Origin of the sequence: Pseudoalteromonas sp. P1-30 (genome assembly GCF_001400005.1) — a bacterium.
GTDB classification, from domain to species: Bacteria; Pseudomonadota; Gammaproteobacteria; order Enterobacterales; family Alteromonadaceae; genus Pseudoalteromonas; species Pseudoalteromonas atlantica.
In genome coordinates this window covers 748,597-767,276 of record NZ_LKBC01000001.1, presented here as the reverse complement: position 1 = coordinate 767,276, position 18,680 = coordinate 748,597, and the positions used below count along the sequence as shown (strand labels likewise).

General features: G+C 36.1%; 14 protein-coding genes. 7 read left to right on the top strand and 7 right to left on the bottom strand.

All coding sequences use genetic code 11. The features are described 5' to 3' along the window. Positions 1–228 precede the first annotated feature (228 nt). Together AN395_RS03370 and AN395_RS03365 are read right to left on the bottom strand one after the other, a co-directional pair. Positions 229–1,365 carry a DUF1570 domain-containing protein gene (locus tag AN395_RS03370; RefSeq protein WP_054982126.1) on the bottom strand — a complete coding sequence of 379 codons (1,137 nt, stop codon included), beginning with the start codon at positions 1,363–1,365 and terminating at the stop codon, positions 229–231. A 2-nt stretch (positions 1,366–1,367) separates the two neighbouring features. After that, positions 1,368–1,841: a hypothetical protein gene (locus AN395_RS03365; protein WP_054982077.1), complete on the bottom strand. Its 474-nt coding sequence runs from the start codon at positions 1,839–1,841 to the stop codon at positions 1,368–1,370. A gap of 511 nt (positions 1,842–2,352) precedes the next feature. Here AN395_RS03365 and AN395_RS03360 point away from each other — a divergent pair. Next, entirely contained in the window at positions 2,353–4,425 is a 2,073-nt protein-coding gene (locus AN395_RS03360) for a DNA phosphorothioation-associated putative methyltransferase (RefSeq protein ID WP_054982076.1), read from the top strand. Position 4,426: 1 nt separating this feature from the next. Here AN395_RS03360 and AN395_RS03355 read toward each other — a convergent pair whose 3' ends face one another. From AN395_RS03355 to AN395_RS03335, 5 genes are read right to left on the bottom strand one after another with little or no spacing between them, the layout of a single operon-like run. Continuing rightward, the gene (locus AN395_RS03355; RefSeq protein WP_054982075.1) at positions 4,427–4,744 is read right to left on the bottom strand and encodes a hypothetical protein; all 318 of its coding nucleotides are present in this window, start codon (positions 4,742–4,744) and stop codon (positions 4,427–4,429) included. Positions 4,745–4,774: 30 nt separating this feature from the next. After that, positions 4,775–5,563 (bottom strand): restriction endonuclease, encoded by a 789-nt coding sequence (locus AN395_RS03350; RefSeq protein WP_235576543.1) that lies wholly within the window; start codon positions 5,561–5,563, stop codon positions 4,775–4,777. 16 nt (positions 5,564–5,579) lie between these two features. Continuing rightward, positions 5,580–6,269: a hypothetical protein gene (locus AN395_RS03345; protein ID WP_054982074.1), complete on the bottom strand. Its 690-nt coding sequence runs from the start codon at positions 6,267–6,269 to the stop codon at positions 5,580–5,582. Position 6,270: 1 nt separating this feature from the next. Then, complete coding sequence (locus AN395_RS03340) at positions 6,271–8,757, bottom strand: hypothetical protein (RefSeq protein WP_157683945.1); 2,487 nt, start codon at positions 8,755–8,757, stop codon at positions 6,271–6,273. Further along, a complete protein-coding gene (locus AN395_RS03335; protein ID WP_054982072.1) occupies positions 8,757–11,693 on the bottom strand; it encodes a hypothetical protein in 2,937 nt (978 codons plus the stop codon). Before AN395_RS03335 ends, AN395_RS03340 begins: the two co-directional genes overlap by 1 nt. A gap of 196 nt (positions 11,694–11,889) precedes the next feature. Here AN395_RS03335 and dndB point away from each other — a divergent pair, with 196 nt between their 5' ends. The 6 genes from dndB to AN395_RS03305 all read left to right on the top strand — a co-directional run bounded on the left by dndB (position 11,890) and on the right by AN395_RS03305 (position 18,618). Next, the gene (gene dndB, locus AN395_RS03330) at positions 11,890–12,975 is read left to right on the top strand and encodes a DNA sulfur modification protein DndB (RefSeq protein WP_054982124.1); all 1,086 of its coding nucleotides are present in this window, start codon (positions 11,890–11,892) and stop codon (positions 12,973–12,975) included. Continuing rightward, the gene (gene dndC / locus AN395_RS03325; RefSeq protein WP_054982071.1) at positions 12,968–14,551 is read left to right on the top strand and encodes a DNA phosphorothioation system sulfurtransferase DndC; all 1,584 of its coding nucleotides are present in this window, start codon (positions 12,968–12,970) and stop codon (positions 14,549–14,551) included. Before dndB ends, dndC begins: the two co-directional genes overlap by 8 nt. Positions 14,552–14,553: 2 nt before the next feature. Then, positions 14,554–16,509 carry a DNA sulfur modification protein DndD gene (dndD, locus tag AN395_RS03320; RefSeq protein ID WP_054982070.1) on the top strand — a complete coding sequence of 652 codons (1,956 nt, stop codon included), beginning with the start codon at positions 14,554–14,556 and terminating at the stop codon, positions 16,507–16,509. After that, the gene (gene dndE, locus AN395_RS03315) at positions 16,506–16,853 is read left to right on the top strand and encodes a DNA sulfur modification protein DndE (protein WP_008129581.1); all 348 of its coding nucleotides are present in this window, start codon (positions 16,506–16,508) and stop codon (positions 16,851–16,853) included. The genes dndD and dndE overlap by 4 nt, the downstream gene beginning before the upstream one ends. Before the next feature lie 278 nt (positions 16,854–17,131). Further along, positions 17,132–17,869, top strand: coding sequence for an ABC transporter substrate-binding protein (locus tag AN395_RS03310; RefSeq protein ID WP_054982069.1), 738 nt, complete (start codon positions 17,132–17,134; stop codon positions 17,867–17,869). After that, entirely contained in the window at positions 17,866–18,618 is a 753-nt protein-coding gene (locus AN395_RS03305; protein WP_054982068.1) for an ABC transporter substrate-binding protein, read from the top strand. The genes AN395_RS03310 and AN395_RS03305 overlap by 4 nt, the downstream gene beginning before the upstream one ends. The last annotated feature ends 62 nt before the right edge of the window (positions 18,619–18,680 follow it).

The following is an 18,680-nucleotide window of genomic DNA, read 5'->3' as shown; positions in this document are numbered from 1 at the left end:
AATGACTACCTAATCGGTCATTAATAAACTAATGATTAGTTTAGCGGTATTTAATATGATTGCAATATTATTTAAATAGAGACGTAATGAGTTTTGGGTAGCGGCATTCAAGTTTACCGTAGGGGCGAAGCTTGCTCGCGTTAGAGGCGCAGCTTCTCATTACTTATAAATTATCACCGTAAAGCCCAGCTTTTGAACGCCAACAAGTTGCGCGTCTAACAAAACAAGCTAAAAATTATGTGGCTTAAATGGCGTTTTTAACCATTTTGAATAGTCATGATTAAACGCAGGAAACTGTTTAAATAACATCGCGTTTAATTGATCTTTCGAAAGCTTGTTACAGGGGTTTTTCTGCTCTGCCAGCATAATATTTTTAAGTAATACTCTGCCTGATTGGGTATCCATTAAAAAATAAATTGCAGCCCAGCTACTAGCGTAAAGCATACTGCTGTCGTCTTTTTGCCACGTATTATTTAACCCCGTTAACCGATTAAGTCTAAACACGTTTTTAGTAAGCTTATTATTACGTACCCAGGTTTGATTTGGCTCTACAATAGCAGTTTGCATATTGTTATGGGTAAACTCAAAATACTCAGCAAGCCCTTCATTTAACCACCTAGGCGTGTACCCTAAAACTGCTTTATTAATGGCATGTACGGCTTCGTGTACTGCCGTTCTCATGGTGTTTTGTTCGCCACTAAAATTAATAAACGCAGAGTTAGTTGCATGAAAATACATTCCTGCTGTATTTTCTGGGTTGCCGCCATTGTTCCTAATAGCGGCGCTATAAGCCCTACGGTTAGGTAATACCGTTAAGTTTAGTTTTACCTTTTTTAGAGCATGCGCACCAATAATTTGTCCATACACCTTAAATACTGTATTGAGTTTTACTTGTAGCTTTTGGTTAAATGAAGGCGGTAAATTTGGCGTGTTTAAATTAAGGTCAAAATAATCCAGTGGCTCAGAAAAATTACTCTCATACGTTGCTACAGCAAAGTTAGGCTTGGTATCGCTAAAATGTGCAATACCCGCCTTGTCGGTCCAAGTGTATATATCACCGTTACGCTTATATTTTACGTCGCCTAATGATACATCTGTACATTGTGTTTTATCTGCTTGAGGCGAGTGATTACGCGCAGGGACAAAAGAGCTGCTGCCCGCCGGCGTTTTTATAGAGTTTACGGGTTGTACTTTAACTAAAGGCTTACTTGGCTGAGTTACGTTTAAATCGTTATAAATACGCTTAACTTCACCTATCGGGTCGTGATAATTAAACACCCGCCCTGTAAAATGATTAGCAATAAGCGCTGAGGCAATAAGCATTACAACAAACATAAATACTATGCGAAGCTTAGTATTAAACATAGTTACGGGCGCCCCTGCCATTGGGTCTCAAATACTTGCTTTTGCGCTACTCTATACTCGCTACACCAAACAAAATCGCTTGTCTCCATCCCTTTTTTACGACACCGCTTAGGCAATCTATAAAATTTAGACCACGCCTCAAGCTTAGCTTTGTTTTTATAGCTGGCACTGTGCAAGGTCATGTTTGATACCTTTTGATTGAGTAACCAGTTGGTGTTCGCCGAATGTGTAGCATGCGGGCGGTATGAGTTATTACTTTTTTTAAGTTTATTACAGTGCTTTGCCAATTGGGTAAATAACACTTTGTCGCGAGCAGTTAATCGCCCACCTTTTTTAATGCTATAACCCTGCCTAAATTGAGAACGAATAGATTCACGCTCCTTTTCTATGCTTTCGCACTTACTTTGCGTGTAGGCCTCGCCTGCATAAGAGTACGTTGAAATAAAACTAAGCAAAACTAAAATCCATTTAATCATTATTCACTCCTTTAAATAACACCTCAAATAAGTGTACCTATTTAAGGTTGGCAGCGCATTAAATATTGCCCTTGTTTTGCGTCATTAGTACTTACGGTTTAGGAAAAATTAGCCACATAGTTGGCTCAAGCTAAATGGTCGATGATTAATTTTTCTTGTAGACGAAGCTTGCTCACGTTAGAAGCGCAGCTTCTCATTACTTAATAAATCAACACCGTAAAAGCCCTGCTTTTAAACGAAAGCAATGCGCGTCTACAAGGTTACACCAAGCTTTGCCGTTAGCACTCGACGTAGGCGCGAAGCTTGCTCGCGCTCTGTGTTTTTATTTCCTTATATCGCGTTGGCGATGGCAACCAAGGGGCGTTATTTTCAAATAAGGTCTGCTATTACTTATTATTAATTCAACTTCAAGTATTGTCACAGCAGAGCGCTCCTTGCATTAGCCTTTAAATTTGTTGTTGGTATTACCGTTAGGTATATTAAAATTATTTTAAAGGTTTGAGTAACTTTGATGGATACTAACTCTTCGCCAAAGCTAAGTTTTCTAAAATATCGCGCTTTCATAAAGAACCTTAAACATGGTAAATCACTACCAACTGCCATTTATTTACATAAAAGCTCATTACAAGAAGCACTAGCACCTGAATTATTAAGCTTTATAATAAATACAATAAACAGGCTTGATGTACAGCAAACTTGGAACATAATTAAACTTTACAAGCGTGATTTAAAATTTACCTTACTTAATTACCCAGATTTTGATGAATACGCATACCCCGCACTCCATACCAGTTATACAATTGACGCAGATGAGCTAACAATAAAAACAACAAACTACAGTAGCTCAAATAATCCGCCTATTTTGCACCGTAAAGAAACCTTTGTACTACCAAGTTACCCGCTCTACCAAGTATTTAAAGATATTACCGACGAAGGTGAGCGAATAGACCTGTACCAAAACACCAAGAGTATTGGTTTTAAACAGCAATGGGAAAACTCAATAAAGCGCAAAGGCTTTAAACTTGATGAGCAAGGCAGATTACACAAAGTAGCTGAGTTACCAGAGCCTATAGTTGAAAATGAAGCACAAACAATAAAGCGACATTTAACAGCTATAAATCGTGATAGGCTTTCTGCGCCTTTTCAAAAACTAGCAAAGCACGGTTATTTAAATGGTGATTATTCAATACTCGATTACGGCTGCGGCCTAGCCGATGACGCAACAGAACTAGAAGCACACGGGTTAAATATTAACGCATGGGACCCAGTACACAGGCCAAACGGAAATAAACAAAAAAGTGATATTGTTAATTTGGGCTTTGTACTCAATGTAATTGAAGATCAACAAGAGCGAAAAGACACATTAAAAGCAGCCTATCAGTACACACAAAAACTCCTTTTAGTATCAGTAATGCTTGCTAACGAAACTAAGCAAGAACACTTCAAACAATATAAAGACGGCGTAATCACTAAATGGAACACCTTTCAAAAATACTATAGCCAAGCCCAAATAAGAGCCTACATAGAGCAAGCCCTTAACGTTAAAACAATGGCGTTGGGGCAAGGCATAATTGCTATTTTTAAATGCCCGCAATTAGAAGAGGCACATCATTTAGAGCTGCAATTTCAAAATTATAATTGGCAACATATAACCCAAAGGCCGCAGCCAAAAGCTTTACCCAAAGCCCAGCAAAAAACCTTGTTTGAAAAACACAAAACTCTGCTTGATGATTTTTGGCAACATTGCCTGCACTTAGGCCGTTTACCTGCAAACGATGAGTTTGAACAAAGTACAACATTGCGCAAATACTTTGTCAGCCACAACAAAGCATTTAGCTTGCTGCAAAATTACTATGAACAAAATGAATTTGAGCAAGCGAAACAAAAACGAAAACATGATTTACTGGTTTATTTTGCACTTAGCCTATTTGGTAAACGTCAAGCTAAAAGCCATATGCCTGCAAGGCTGACGCGAGATTTAAAAGTACATTTTAGCGATTACAACCAAGCATTAGAGCAAGCAAAGCAACTGCTTTTCTCGATTGCAGAGCCTGCTAATATTGGCAATTACTGTTACCAAGCCTTTGAGCAAATTCAGCTCGGTGAGTTACACGACAACCACTCATATATTTTACCCACTCGTTACTTAAACCAACTCCCCGCAATACTGCGTGTTTACATAGGCTGTGCCGTGCAATTGTATGGCGATATAGACGACGTAGATTTAGTAAAAATACATATGCGCTCAGGCAAAGTGACATTTTTAAAATACGATGACTTTAATAAAAAGCTGCCACTGCTCACTGAGCGAATAAAAGTCAAAATGCTAGAGCAAGATATAGACTATTTTTACTACGGCGAGGCTTACCCCTACCAGCCCTTTTATAACAAAATAGATTATTTACAAAAAAGCAGTAGTGAATACAAAAGCCAACAACGCTTTGATAAAAAATTAGCCGATATGCTCAAAGGAGTAACCAAAGCAGAGTGGCCCAACTGGCCTATTTTACTTAAGGTGTTTGACTATTGGGGTGTGGAATTAAATGGGGATAGGTTTTTTGGTACTAAAAAACCTAACTCCTAGACTATATTGTAGTTAACTTAAAGTCTTGACTGCCAAGGTACTCTACCCCTACCTCAGAAGGAAAACCACTTTTCCAATGGTTTAATTTATTTTCAATTAACCATAGTCCTATTTGTGGATTTCGCAGCTCATTACACTTGTTCCAAAAGCCTGGTGTAATATCAACTTTAAAGGAGTTATTATTAGTTTTGATTAATACGTGGCCCCATTGCTCACTAAAAATATTTTCTTTAATTTCTTTTGGGATTCTTATGCCAAAACCAGCACCAGTAATGTTATTAGGCTTTCCCGAACTCCAAACCGTTGTCTTAAAAAACATATTTATTCCTTGAGTTTTCGTGTATCAAATTCAAACTAAATCAATCTCAAAATCATAAATTGGAATATTACTTCTTGTTACTCCAATTTCGCGGTCAATCATTATCTCAGCAAGTGTTTGCCCGTCAATTAACACAATAGGCACACAACCTCTCTTGAAGGCTATATCTTGAGCTTCTTTTGTAAATTCACTAGTGGTTATAAAAATGCCTTGCTGGTACTCGCCCTGAATGTCCCCCCTAAACTGTGAAATATCAGGACGCGACACTCTATTAGTGCGCTTATAACGTTTACATTGCGCTGCAACATGCAATTGTGAAATTCCTACTTCTAAGTAACCGTGAACATCTATTCCGCCGTCACGGCCGCGTTGAGTAACTATCATATCCTCGAATCCATACCTATCTAAGAACCGCTGGCAAAATAGTTCAAATTCTTCAGGTTCTAAGCTATATAGATGATCAATAATATGGTTAATTGTTGTCTGTTTTAGTTTTTTGGCGAGCTCTTTAACTAAACTCAAATTATCTAAAGCACTTTCTGCTATTTGGTCGGGTACAGGCATTTTCTGTTTATAGCTAACTAACGAATACAGACCTTTTTCATCTTTTATAAAAAATTTATTTTTTGCTTCGCAAGACCACGATGTTTGCTCACAATGCCTTTCTATTTGAACTCGCAAAACAGCAAGTGGATCTTTTGCACCGAACTTATAAAATGAACGCTCCATAATCTTACTATAAATTTGTTTTAGGCTACTTGCTGCTCCTAATAAATAAAGAGCCTCCTTTGCCGCCTCAACAATCGTCATTTTTGACATATTCATCCTTAAATATCTACAAGCTTGCTTGTTTACCGATCAAGCCATTAACTTTATCACCAAAAAAATGTAAGTCGCTAATAATCTCTTTATGGCGTGATTCAACTTCACTATTTATTACGTGGTGCAAACGATAAAGTGCTTGTTTTTCAGTGAGTAATCCTGTTTGTTTTTGGCAGCTAATTAAAGATACTTTATATTGTGCTGTCCTGTAACGCGACCACGCACGTGTGTAACCCTCTAATCTATTTATTAAGTAGAATATAAATGTCATCCCTAAGCCAATACCTAGTAAAGGAATAACACAGGCTTCCCAATTTAACTCCAGTTCTTTTAATAAAGCTGGCACAAAATAAATTGTGATAAAACACCAGTTAGATTTTGACTTGATAACGCCTCTATCTGTAACAAAGTCAGGGAGTAAACTAATAGTTAAAATTAAGCATGGTAACGATACTAAAAGCCATAATTCAATACCGTCATAACTGCCTTCAAATTTATTTATACAAAATAACGAGCCTGCGAACATGGCTAAAAATAACCCTTGTTTCATTGCAAAACGACAAACGTTACTTTTTTTAGCAAACCAGTTAACGTAACTATTTAAATAATCAGAGTAATTGCTACATTGGCGTTCAAAGGTTTTATAATTTGTAAAATCATGCCATTGGGGTGAGTTCTTATATTTTACTTTTTCATTTTTCATTTTAATAGCTCAATTTTTTAAAACGCCAGATTTTGCCGTTACGCACTATTTGCTCTAACTTTGCAATTGCATCCATAGGAGGTAAACGTTTATCCAACTCGATAAGAATATGTGCATATTCATTACGCAGATTTGTTGAAAATATACCAGGGTCATCAGAACCTAATACAACGGGCACTTCCATGCCTTTTTCTTCGGTTACACCTAACCAATCAAAGATATGGTGCTCACTGTGATTTTCATAAAAACTAATTCGTACGTTACTTGTTGGGAGGGACTCAATAGCCATGTGGCGACGATTAATTTTACCTAATACATATTTTTGTAGCATACGAAAAACTTCATATGTAAATGCTTTTTCGCAAGGGCAAGTAAGATCAACTTCTATCAATTCTTCATATTCATAAACATAGTTCGTGTTATTAATACCATGATATTTTTCGAATATCTCGAAAGCAACTTCTCGCTCAGCTTTAATGGTTTCAATATGCGCTAACTCCTTGCGGATGTCATCTCGTAGGTAACTGTTGCACGCACGTTTTAATTCAAAAGCTAAAATAGGGTCTAAGTAGCGTAATTTCCAAGCATCATAAAGATCTTGTGCCGAATATCCTTTTTTATATATTTTTGCTGAAAGTTTACGAATTTCGCCTTCCATTAAATGCAATATGCGTCCTTCAATATTACTTTCACACAATATACGATATGAAAATACTAAGTCGTCCAATCTCTCTCCTTGCTTCATAACAAGGGTACTACCAATTCTGTCACGCCAAAGTGTTGGATTTATTCCAATTGCCGTTCCGTGACCAATTCGATTACCTGTTTTTAGCTCTAAGAAGTCGATTGCTTCGGCGACAGTTCTGATCCCCGATAATAGATGAACAAAATCTTCACCTGCATGAAAAGTAAAATTGTGATAACCATCAGCTCTAAGTCGTCTAAACACAGGTGCAAATGTTTCAGGTCCTGCATCTAACTCATTAGACGCCGCATCAAAGCCAAATAAAAATTCATTCAACCCGCTATACCTATTTGTCAATGCAACCATAGCTCGACGAGTTTTTTCTATTTCATTTCTTAGAGAGAACTGCCTACATGTCCAGCCAAAATCATGCTCTCTTTTTTTTAGCTTTATCAATCTGCTATCTGGTTTCTTTATAAAATGAGCAAGTAAGCCAAGCTTAAGACTCCCTCTACTTTGCTGAGCAGAGCTCAGTAAATCAAGTAAACCATAAGGAACAGTATTATTAGCCGAGTTAGATTTTTTTTCACTATTGAATTTATCAAAATCTTTTAAAATAGACTTTAACGTAGCTATATTATCTTCTAGTTTTAGACTGGGTGCATAACGACCCTCCAATAAAGCTATATCACTTTTTTCTTTATAGGAAAATTGATGGAAACGAGAAACAAATTCAACTTCGGCCGAGCGCCGCATCTGATTAAAAGTAATTTTTTGAAACTGTTCAAAACCTATATTTTGAGTTTGCTGCACAATTAATCGCATAAATTGACACTTTAGCAGTAGATAATAATAAAGAGCTTGAGCAAACTCATCATCGTCTCTATGCGAACTTAAGTAGTCAAAAATTAGTATTAAAAATAAAGTTTCCTCAGCTAATGGAGTTTTATTTTTTTTATCTATATGACTCAATAAGTTTTTAAACTGTACAAAAGCCTTTAACCCATCTTGCTCGACTGTATCAATTGCATTAAAACTTCCAGCCATATTAATACTCACAATATTAATACTCTCATCAGGGCTAAAGACTTTTTTTAATAATGCCCCCCTTAAAAGCTTAGCCGTTCTTAATCGTTTAAACTGTTTTCTTTGATTAAATCCCAATTCATCGGCAATATACTGCTCTTTAACTAAGTTATTATCTTTTGCCCATAACAGGGTGTTAGCAAATGTTTTTGGCTTTTCAAGTGCAACTCTCCACACTTGCTCTATTTCTGTTGAACCGCTTAAATGAACATGTAAGTCATCTAACTGGAGCCGCTCTATCAACTCATCTAATCTAGGATCTTTAATTGAAGGTAGTACGCTATATCTAACTTGTGGTGATATTACTTTTTCAATGTAATCAAGTAATTCCGTACGGCTAAATATATTTGGTGAACCATATCTTTCTCTTAAAGACTCGGCAACCGCTATTATTGGCGGTACCTCTGTGATTAACTCTTGCCACTCGCTAAATAAATCTGTTTTTACAAGAAGTTGACCATTTGTAGTTGGCTCTACATATCGAGAAGCTAACTTGCTTAATACCTTAAGTAGGAAGTCTGATAGGCTACTACCTTTTGTATTCAATAATAAGCTTTGTCTATTTTTTATTAAGTAATCCGGTCGTTTAGCATTTCGACGATGTACCCCCTGAAACAATAATTGACTTAGCTGACTTGGTAAAATAAAGCCATTCTCAGTATAAAGCCTTAGAGCTTCGGAGTTTCGAAAACTTTCTCTAAGTAACTCTTGAGGCATTATTTTTTATCGCCTAGTGTGTTGTTTTCATTATCGTCTGGTATGTTGTTTTCATTTTGATTATCGGATTCGTTTTTATTAGCGACTGCGTTTTCATCATCTTGCTTTTGTTTTGAAGTCGCTTCTTTATTTACTGTGACCTCTTTAAATATACTTGCTACATTCTTAAATTTTTCACTAGTGTTAAGTGGTACGCTATTGAGAATATCCCACAGACCATGGAAACTTACTTCATTATCACTATTCTTCCATGTTGCAGTTATTGCAGACTTGTAATCTAGTTTTTCTTGGTTAGCACCAGTGTAAGAATAAAATTGGGCCACATGAGTATTAAACCAATTAATGCCTTGATAATGAACGACTTTCTTTTCAGAGTATGGATATAAAAAGACGCCAATCAACGGACATGATAAAAAAACATCTAATAGTGGGTATTCGCTTAAATCTAAGGAGCTCTGCTTCTCTAACTCATCTTTCCCAAGATTTTCGATAAATACACGGTCCGAGGTCGGATTGGATTTACTATTTAACTTTTTAGAATTAAGTGAATGCTTATTCTCTTCAAAGTGTAATGCACTTAAAAAAGCAATTAAATGACGATGTAAGAGGTTACCCAAGTAGGGATCTAACTTTCTATTCTCTTGGCACATTGAATCCGCATTTTTATAATATCTTTTTAAGGCGCTCTCTAAAGTTTGTTGAGAAACTGAAATTGTTTGGAACCTTTTTTTAGTTTCAGCAATCCATATACTTAAAGCTTCAAAAAATTGGCCCCACGTATTTTTTCCTTCTGTATCGAAGTCAAGCTCGTCTTCCTCTCCATCGTCAATTAGACTTGCTTCATCATCAAGAAACACCGGCTTTGGTAATATTTCTTTATCTACAAGATCTTTTAATTTTTCTGTAATCTCGTCTTCTGTTTCGACTATTAAAATTTCAGCGATACTAGCAATCAACAAAGGAAAACAAATATAGCTTTTTCGTTCACCTTGACTAGTGTTTGTTTTCACAGTCAGTAAGTGAACTAAATTAGGAAGCCCACCAAATGTTGAAGGTAAGTCTGATAACCTATTGAAAATACCTTTTTGCCCAGATAACTTATCATTTTGTAATTCGATTACTTTCCAATACTCTCTAAGATAAATATTTTTCTGTGCCTCAATGCGACTCTTCTCAAAGTCTATCTTTGCAACAAAGTCTTTTAGAATGACTCGTTTTTCTTTGCCCTTGGGGTCTTTTGATGGTTTGTATCCCCAAACCCTTTTCAAGGCACTATTTATTGTAAAACTTTGGTTATCCGGAACACTAATAGCCAATACTCTCATGCTACTCGATAAGTGAGAAATAATAGAGGATGCACGTAAGCTAAAATCGTATAGCTCCGGTGAGTTTTGAGTGTTTAGATATTCAAACAGCTCTTTATCCATGTTAGGAATGAATTGAAATATAAAATTAACCGAACTATTTCTTAAAGAGCAAGCTATAAAACTTTTCGGCGATATATACTTAGTAAGAGCCGTCAAAGATGAAAAAGTAATTGCTAACTGATTTTGATTAAAGTGTTCATATGTTGGTAAGTATGGCTCTAGCTTGTTCTGTAGCTTATTTGCACTTAGCCAATGCCAGTAAGCATTAAAAACTCTATTTTCAAATGAAGTTGAGCTCATTAATCCATCTGTATCAATATTTTGTGATAATAGGGCTGAAGAAAATATATCCGTCAGTCTATGATTGACATTTGTAAGAGCATTTCTTAACTCTTCGTAACTTTGCTCTTTAGTGAGCTCTTGAGTCGTTTTTAGAAATTGCCAAATAGTTCTAGCTGGCAAGCTGAGAATCGCATCGATATAAATCTGATTCTTATTATTTCTACCTAAGATTTTATTAAAAATTTTATTAAGATAACTTTGCAAACTCTCACTATTACCCTGTCCTGCAGTAACTTGAAAAGACAAAGAGTCACCTTTTTCCTCAACCATTTTACGTAGACTCTTCATATGAATACGATTCTCAGGTTTAAGAACTTTTAATAAATATTGTTCTTCTAATCGATCAATTTTCTGTATTAAAGGATCACTTTCCCAAGTATTTTGATGATTATGAAATTTATTATTTGGTCTATCATAATTCAGAACAGTGTCACCTATGGATTCTAATACAGCTCTTCTAATAAGAGTTCTATACAAATCAATATCACCAGAAATTATTATTATTAATTGCTTGTGTGTTAAGTATTTTCTTACAGTTTCTAAGACCGGCCATCCTCTTTCAAATTGAGTATCAATATCATCAAATGTAATAACAAGAGCCTCTTTCCCCATTAGTTCAAGTGACGATTTGATAAACTGATTCAAAGCAACTTCTAAGCTAAGACCTTGCTTTGCTTTTTGTAGGCCAGACTCTAAAACATAATTTTTATCTTCCCATTCATCCCCATAGTTTGTCTGAGCACCTATACCATCTATTTGACACAATCCACCGGCTAAATCCGTTAATGTTTTTTGCCATATTGAATATTTTTCGTTAGAGATATTTGTATTAGGGAAGGACTTGTCTATCTTTGTTTTGATCAATGATATTATTAGTACAAGAACATTTTCTTTAGAAGATACTAAAGTAGGGTCTATTACTGGTAAAACTAAATTTTCACCATCCTTGTCATTAGCCAAATCATCTAAAATATTTCTTATAAATGTAGATTTACCAGTCCCCCTAGCACCGCAAATAGTAATTGCATTATGAGCACGCTCATAAAAGAGCTCACTATCATCTTCACTTTTCAACTTTATATTTTTTAAAAAACCACTAATCTTTAGTTCAAAAGAAGCTTTTGCGTCAATCTGAAAAAGTTGATTGTTTCCAAGACTAATAACGTCTGTTGGCATATCAAGATTTAGTTCAATAGTATTTTTATTTACATCTGTTTTAGTTGGCATTTAAATATCCTTTTTAGATTATTATTCATTAAATCATAACTATAAATAATTCAAAGTCGAAAAAGGAACAAACACCCAAATAAAAAGTTAATGCAAACTGAATGAATAAAAGCTTTGTTATTTTTAACAAACAAATGATTATAAGTTACCATTCAAAGTGTTATACTTTGCTAAAAATAACAAACTAGATTTAATTATGTTTGAAAACAAATATTGCTATTCATTCCCAGCAGTAAGAGGACAACAAGCAGGTCGCCCTTTTTATATTGCTACTTGCCCACTTAGAATTATTCCTAAAATATTTTTATTTGATGAAGAAGAAGTGCCTGCAGAACTGCGGGCACAACGTACCTTAAATCGGACACGGCTCCCTGAAATGGTTCGTTATTTAGTTGATAACCCAAAAGAATATGTGTTTTCATCGCTAACCGCATCTGTTGGTACTGAAGTGCGGTTTATACCTCATGAAGGAGCTCACGACTTAGGTGTATTACAAGTTCCTATGGACGCTGAAATACTGATTAATGATGGACAACATCGACGTGCCGCGATTGAAGAAGCATTAAAAGAAATGCCTGAGCTAGGTCAAGATAATATATCTGTGTTATTTTTTGTTGATGAAGGCTTGAAGCGTAGCCAACAAATGTTTGCCGATTTAAATAAGTATGCTGTAAAGCCTAGCCCTTCAATTAGTGCGTTATATGATTTTAGGGATTCGTCTGCAGGTGTTGCACGTTACCTAGCAACAGAGATAAAGCCTTTTGTGGGTTTTACTGAAATGGAACAATCGACTGTTTCGCCCAAAAGTGCCAAGTTATTCACTTTAAGTAGTATTAAACAAGCAAGCCAAATACTCCTCAGTAAAAATGCAAAGTCACATTTTGAAGATGGTGATTTACAAATTGCCGTTAGTTTTTGGCAAGCGTGTTTTGGCGTTATAACTGAATGGCAACAAGTACATAATAAAGAGCTCTCTCCTGCTAATTTTAGGCAAGAGTATATTCATGCTCATGGCATTGGTTTGCATGCGTTAGGGCGTATGGGTAAGTCGTTAATTGCTCAGCACCCTAGAGATTGGCAGCACGTTCTGCAAAAGTTAAGCAAAATAGATTGGCGAAAGAGCAACCCTATATGGGACAATAGAGCATTGCACCACGGAAAATTGTCCAAAGCTTCTAGTAATATTAAACTCACTGCTAATATTTTAAGGCAGGCTCTTGATTTACAACTTGAAGGCAATGATAAAAAACTAGAAGAAGAGTTTAGTAGTAATCATGTTTGAATTTCAAAATTATGACGATATCCATGACTACATGGATTTTATCGAAGACCAAATCTTTGCCGAGCGCCCTTTAAAGGAGCAACTTGCAGAGATTCAATATTTATACATGCGTGAAAACCAACCTTGGGTTGTAGCTTTTAGCGGCGGTAAAGATTCAACCGCTATATTAACGCTTGTGTATTTAGCTCTACTTGGTTTAAGCCCTGAACAACGTACTAATAAAGTTTACGTTGTATTTTGCGATACCTTAGCTGAAGTGCCTATTTACTTACAAAAAGCACTGCATGCTTTAAATACATTGCAAAGGGCAGCTAGCATCACTGACTTGCCAATAGAAACTCGTATTATTACCCCTAAGGCCAGTGATACATTTTGGTCTCGTTTACTTGGGCGTGGTTACCCTGCACCTAATTTAAAGCTAAACCGTTGGTGTACTGAAAAAATAAAACTAAACCCTTTTAAAGACTTTGCTAAAACTGAGTTTAGCGCTGAACAAGCTCCTATCGTTGTTATTGGTTCTCGCTCTCAAGAAAGTAAAAACCGTGAAGATATATTAGAAAAGTATCATTCAGGCAAAGAGTATTTTGATGAAACCGACCCTCATTATCGCCGGTATGCTCCAATAAAAGATTGGCAAGTACAAGAGGTTTGGCATCTGTTAGGACAACAAATTGCGCCAGGGCAATATGAAGAACTAGGCCCTTGGGAAACACCTTGGGGTACTTCCAATATCGCTTTAGTGGAGCTTTATGATAGTACGAACTCAACTAGTGGCGAGTGCCCATTGGTTGAAACAGCCTCATCACCTGGGTGTGGTAAATCTCGTTTTGGTTGTTGGAGCTGCACTGTTGTTACTAAGGATAAAGCAATTGATGGACTTATAGCTAACGGTGAAACTTGGTTACAACCTTTGGCCTCTTTTAGAAACTTTTTGCACTCAACTACTGAGCCCAGTGTAAAAGGATTGTACCGCCAAAACAGAAGACGCGACGGTAAAGTGAGCGTTAAACACGGTATGCAAGAAGAAAAAGACATCGAGTTTATTCATGGGCCTTACTTTTTACACCTACGTAAAGAGTGGTTAGAACACCTACTAACCATGGAAAAAGAAATTAATGAGCAAGGCCGTGAAGTTTCATTAATTACAGAAGCCGAACTCCATGAAATACGTCACCAATGGCGAAATGATCCGCTAACACCCGACTGGGCCGACGACTTACCTAAAATTTATAAACGTGTATATCCCAATGGGCCTGTTGAATTTTTGGAAGATGATGGTAATACCTTTACTAATGTTGAATCTGAAATGATAGATCATATGGCTCACGTTCATCAGGTGGATGCCGAGCTAGTTAAAAAGCTAATTGATTTAGAGCTCAGTGTATCTGGTTTAGGCAAGCGCCAAGGCATTTTTAATCGTTTAGATAAAATATTACGCCAAGACTGGGGCAGTGTAGATGAAGCAAAGCAAAAGCGCGAATCAGAGAAAGTTTTACAATATTCGTTACTACAAGATATAAATGAAATTCAAGCTGAGTTAGACGGAATTGACTCGCTTATAAACAGTGATTTATAAAAATGATTATTAATAAGCTACGTTTAAATAACTTTAGAGTATTTGCAGGTAGACATGAAATTGATTTAAAACCTCAAAAACATAAACCCATTATTCTGTTCGGCGGCTTAAACGGCGCAGGTAAGACAAGTATTTTGACTGCAATAAGATTCGCCCTACTAGGGAGACAAGCTTTTTCAGGCAACCTTTCAAATCCTGCATTTATTGGAGAACTACAAAAACTTATTAATAACAGTGACGGTAAAACTGATAATAAAAGAGCATATTTAGAGCTTGAGTTTGATTATGTAAGGCAAGGTGTTTGCTATAGTTATTGCGTAAAACGTCAGTGGCAATACGGTAAAATTGACGAACTTGTTATTGTAGAAGATGGTGTAGAAAAGTTTGAGCTTAACTATGAGCAAGCTCAAGCATTCTTAATAGAGTTGATCCCTGCGGGAATAGCTGATTTAGTCTTTTTCGATGGTGAGAAAATAGCTGAGCTTGCTGAAGATAACTCAGGCATAATTTTACAGCATGCAATAAAACGTTTACTTGGCTTAGATATAGTTACTCGTTTAAAAGAAGATTTAAGAATTTATCTGCGCAAAGCTGGTATAGCAGCAAGTGAAGAAAAATTAAAAGAGCAATATCATGAATTAGAAGCTGAGAAAGATGAATTACTATCAAAAGCTCTTTTAAAGCGAAATGAAGCTGACTTAATATTTAACAGCATTACAGAACTCAACAGCAAAATAACTTTAGCAGAGCAGGAGTTATTATCTGGAGGAGGAGCTTGGGCATCTAGCCGCGAAAATACTCAGAAATCAATAGATCTTAATATTCAAAATAAAGCAGTACTTGAAAGCCGCTTACAGCATGAACTTGAAGGCGATTATGCTTTGAGCTTAGCGCAAAAAACCCTAACTACTTTGCTTAATGAAATAACAAAGACGCAAGACTCGGCCAAAAAAGTAGCTTTTAAAAATCAGCTTGATGGCTTTTTAAATCAATATAGCTCAAAAGATTTTTTTGCTTTAAAAGCTCAATTATTAGAGGCCGCCGATGACTACAGTCAACCTGGGGCTAACTTGATAAGTTTTGATTTAAGTGAACAACAAAGCGCATTACTCCATGCACAAGTAAATCAGCAAGCACTTATTTCTTCACAAAATGCTAAAGAGTTAAAACTAGAGTTAGTAAAGCTACAAAGCACAATTGAAAATGCTTCAATAAATGTATCAAGAGCTCCTGAGCAGGAACAATTGCAAGTTTCTTTTGACAAATTAAGGGTTTTAGAGAAAGAGAAAAGCACTTTTGTTAAAGAGTATAAGGCGATTTTATTTGACGCAAAAACTCTGTTTAAAAGTGCTCAAGATTTAACAAGCAAATTAGTTAAGCTTCAAAAAGAAATGAAAACAGCGTTTGGCGAAGAAGATTCTGCTATAAGAGCAAGTAGAACTATTACTTTACTTGATGAGTTTTCGAATGAACTGGTTAAATTAAAACTGACAGAAATTGAAACTAAGTTTATAGAATCTTATAAAAAACTTAATAGAAAAGAAGATGTTAAACTAAATATTAGTATTGACCCTCATAGCTATAATGTCGTTTTGGTAGATGACTTCGGCAATAACATCGATAAAAATGGATTTTCTGCAGGTGAAAAGCAAATTTTTGCTATTGCTATGTTGGATGCACTTGCTAGTGTTTCTGGTAAAAAATTACCTGTAGTTATAGATACACCTTTAGGCAGGCTCGATTCAAATCATAGAGATAAGCTTGTTCAACATTATTTTCCGAATGCTTCTGAACAGGTCATTATTTTATCCACCGATACTGAAGTAAATGAACAATATATTGGCCAAATGAAAGATTCTATTTCTTGTAAATATGACATTAGTTTTGATCAAGTCACAAAAACATCTTCTGTTTCAACGGGATATTTTTGGGAAAAAGAAGAGGTGAGCGCAATATGATTTTACCTAACAGAGGCATGAAGCTAACCAAAGAAACAGATGAATTTTTAAGACGATTAAAGGGCAGAACAAAAGTAACACCTAATATACTGGCTAGGATGGCGTTTTTTATATCCGTTGAAAGTGGAAACCGCTATAACAATGAGCCAATAGATCTAGATGGTACTCTTTCTTTAGATAAAGTTACTTGGTTGGGCGAAACTACATTAGCTACTGAAATGACTTTACAAATGCTATACCCAGAACACACTAGTCAAGAAAATACAAAAGCATGGGCATATCATGTCATGCAAGGCTCTAAAAGTTTTAGGAATGCTAAAAGTATTGAGGATTTAGTTTTTTAAACTAGATCCTCCTTCTGTCTTTATGATTGCGTAACACCTGCACTGAATAACTACTTAGTATGTATATAAACTGCAAACTATATGCAGGGTGAGGTAGCCGCAACTGTGAAGTCAGCTTTTACTATATTGAATTTTGCACTAATCATTTCTCCAATCGTAAAACCCTCTCCTTTTTATATACATTTTTTTACAACTTTAATGATTCCTTCACCATTATATTATTTTGCTAGGTTATACTGTTTTAATAACGTACAAAAAAAGCTTACCTCAGAGACTTAATGAATAAATTAATAACCTTATTATTGTGTGTGTTGTTTAGTACCTCTTGGGGTGTGCTTGCCTGCGAAAGAACGCTTAGCGTTGCCTCGCATGATGCTTTTTGGCCGCCGTATGTAATGGGCATTAGCGGCCAGTTGCAGGGTAAAGAGGTGGATGCGTTAACTATTATTTTTAAAGACTCGCCTTTTTGTTTTGAAATAAAAATGCTGCCTAACTCTAAACGGGCTTTTACCGAGCTGCGCCATGGCCGAATAGACATAGGCTGGGCGGCAAGTTACACCAGTGAGCGCGCTAAATACGTTCACTATACAAAGGCCTACCGCACCGAGGTAATGCGTTTATACGAAAACAAAAACAATCAACACAAGGTTAAAAACTTAGCTGATATTTTTAACCAAGGTTTAACCATAGGCGCTAACTTTGGTAGTTATTACGGCGAAGAGTTTGAGCAGTATAAAAAAAGCCATAAAAAACAAATAGAATACACCAGCGCAACCAGTAAGCGCTTTGAAATGCTTAATAAACAGCGTATAGATTACGCAATAGAAGATGAGCTAGTAGGCAATTATTTAAGTAAGCGTGGTAACAGCTTAATGAAAGCGCCTACCGTACCCGCTATTAATAAAGACCAAATACACTTAATGCTAAGCAAAAGAACAGTAACGCCTGATGAGGTTAAAATTATTAACGCGCATATAACTAAAAATAAAGCGGCACTTAAGGCGCTGTTTGAATGAATGTTTTGAGCTGTACGCGTGTGTTTTTATTGGTGTGGGTAACGTGTTTGGGGTTATTTAGCGCTAAAGCCCAAGCATGCGATAAAACCATTAATGTAGGCACCAACGAGCGCTACTGGCCGCCGTATGTGGTACTAAAAAACAATACGTTAACGGGTGTTGAAATAGATATAATTAAAACCATTTTTAAAGACTCCCCTTTTTGTATAAATTTTACGTTATTACCTAACTCCTTACGCGCCTTAGAAGAGCTAAAACACGGCCGTGTAGATTTAATGTTTGCAGCAAGTAAAACCCGTGAGCGCCAAGCTTACGCCCACTTTAGTTTGCCTTATCGCGAAGAAGTAATGTTGTTGTATAAACATGCTGGCTCGGCAAATATTAGTTCGTTAGAGCAGTTATTTAAAAAAGGCTTAACAGCCGGCGTTAATCGCGGCAGCTTTTTAGGGCACACGTTTAAAACGTTAAGCGATAAATATAACAAGCAAATAGTACTTACCAGCGATGCCGATAAACGCTTTGCTTTATTAAATAAAAAGCGGGTAGATTTTGTAGTAGACGATTCGTTAGTGGCGCACCATTTTGCTAATAAATACACGGCTATTTTACCCGTTGAGCAAGTAGCGCCTATTAACGTAAATAATGTGCATTTTATGATGAGCAAAAAAACGATTTCTTTAGAAGAAGTTAACACTATTAATGCGCATATTGTAAAAAATAAAGCGGCGCTTAAGGCGTTATTTAAGTAATAATACCAACCCATATTAATACTTAATCATTTTCAGGGGCTAAATGTGTCGCTATCTGCGTT

Bases quoted from the DNA above. Each gene is read 5' to 3' on its own strand.
- AN395_RS03355 (WP_054982075.1), bottom strand. From the start codon at position 4,744: ATGTTTTTTAAGACAACGGTTTGGAGTTCGGGAAAGCCTAATAACATT.
- AN395_RS03365 (WP_054982077.1), bottom strand. From the start codon at position 1,841: ATGATTAAATGGATTTTAGTTTTGCTTAGTTTTATTTCAACGTACTCT.
- AN395_RS03370 (WP_054982126.1), bottom strand. From the start codon at position 1,365: ATGTTTAATACTAAGCTTCGCATAGTATTTATGTTTGTTGTAATGCTT.
- AN395_RS03345 (WP_054982074.1), bottom strand. From the start codon at position 6,269: ATGAAAAATGAAAAAGTAAAATATAAGAACTCACCCCAATGGCATGAT.
- dndB (WP_054982124.1), top strand. From the start codon at position 11,890: ATGTTTGAAAACAAATATTGCTATTCATTCCCAGCAGTAAGAGGACAA.
- dndD (WP_054982070.1), top strand. From the start codon at position 14,554: ATGATTATTAATAAGCTACGTTTAAATAACTTTAGAGTATTTGCAGGT.
- dndE (WP_008129581.1), top strand. From the start codon at position 16,506: ATGATTTTACCTAACAGAGGCATGAAGCTAACCAAAGAAACAGATGAA.
- AN395_RS03335 (WP_054982072.1), bottom strand. From the start codon at position 11,693: ATGCCAACTAAAACAGATGTAAATAAAAATACTATTGAACTAAATCTT.
- AN395_RS03310 (WP_054982069.1), top strand. From the start codon at position 17,132: ATGAATAAATTAATAACCTTATTATTGTGTGTGTTGTTTAGTACCTCT.
- AN395_RS03305 (WP_054982068.1), top strand. From the start codon at position 17,866: ATGAATGTTTTGAGCTGTACGCGTGTGTTTTTATTGGTGTGGGTAACG.
- AN395_RS03350 (WP_235576543.1), bottom strand. From the start codon at position 5,563: ATGTCAAAAATGACGATTGTTGAGGCGGCAAAGGAGGCTCTTTATTTA.
- AN395_RS03340 (WP_157683945.1), bottom strand. From the start codon at position 8,757: ATGCCTCAAGAGTTACTTAGAGAAAGTTTTCGAAACTCCGAAGCTCTA.
- AN395_RS03360 (WP_054982076.1), top strand. From the start codon at position 2,353: ATGGATACTAACTCTTCGCCAAAGCTAAGTTTTCTAAAATATCGCGCT.
- dndC (WP_054982071.1), top strand. From the start codon at position 12,968: ATGTTTGAATTTCAAAATTATGACGATATCCATGACTACATGGATTTT.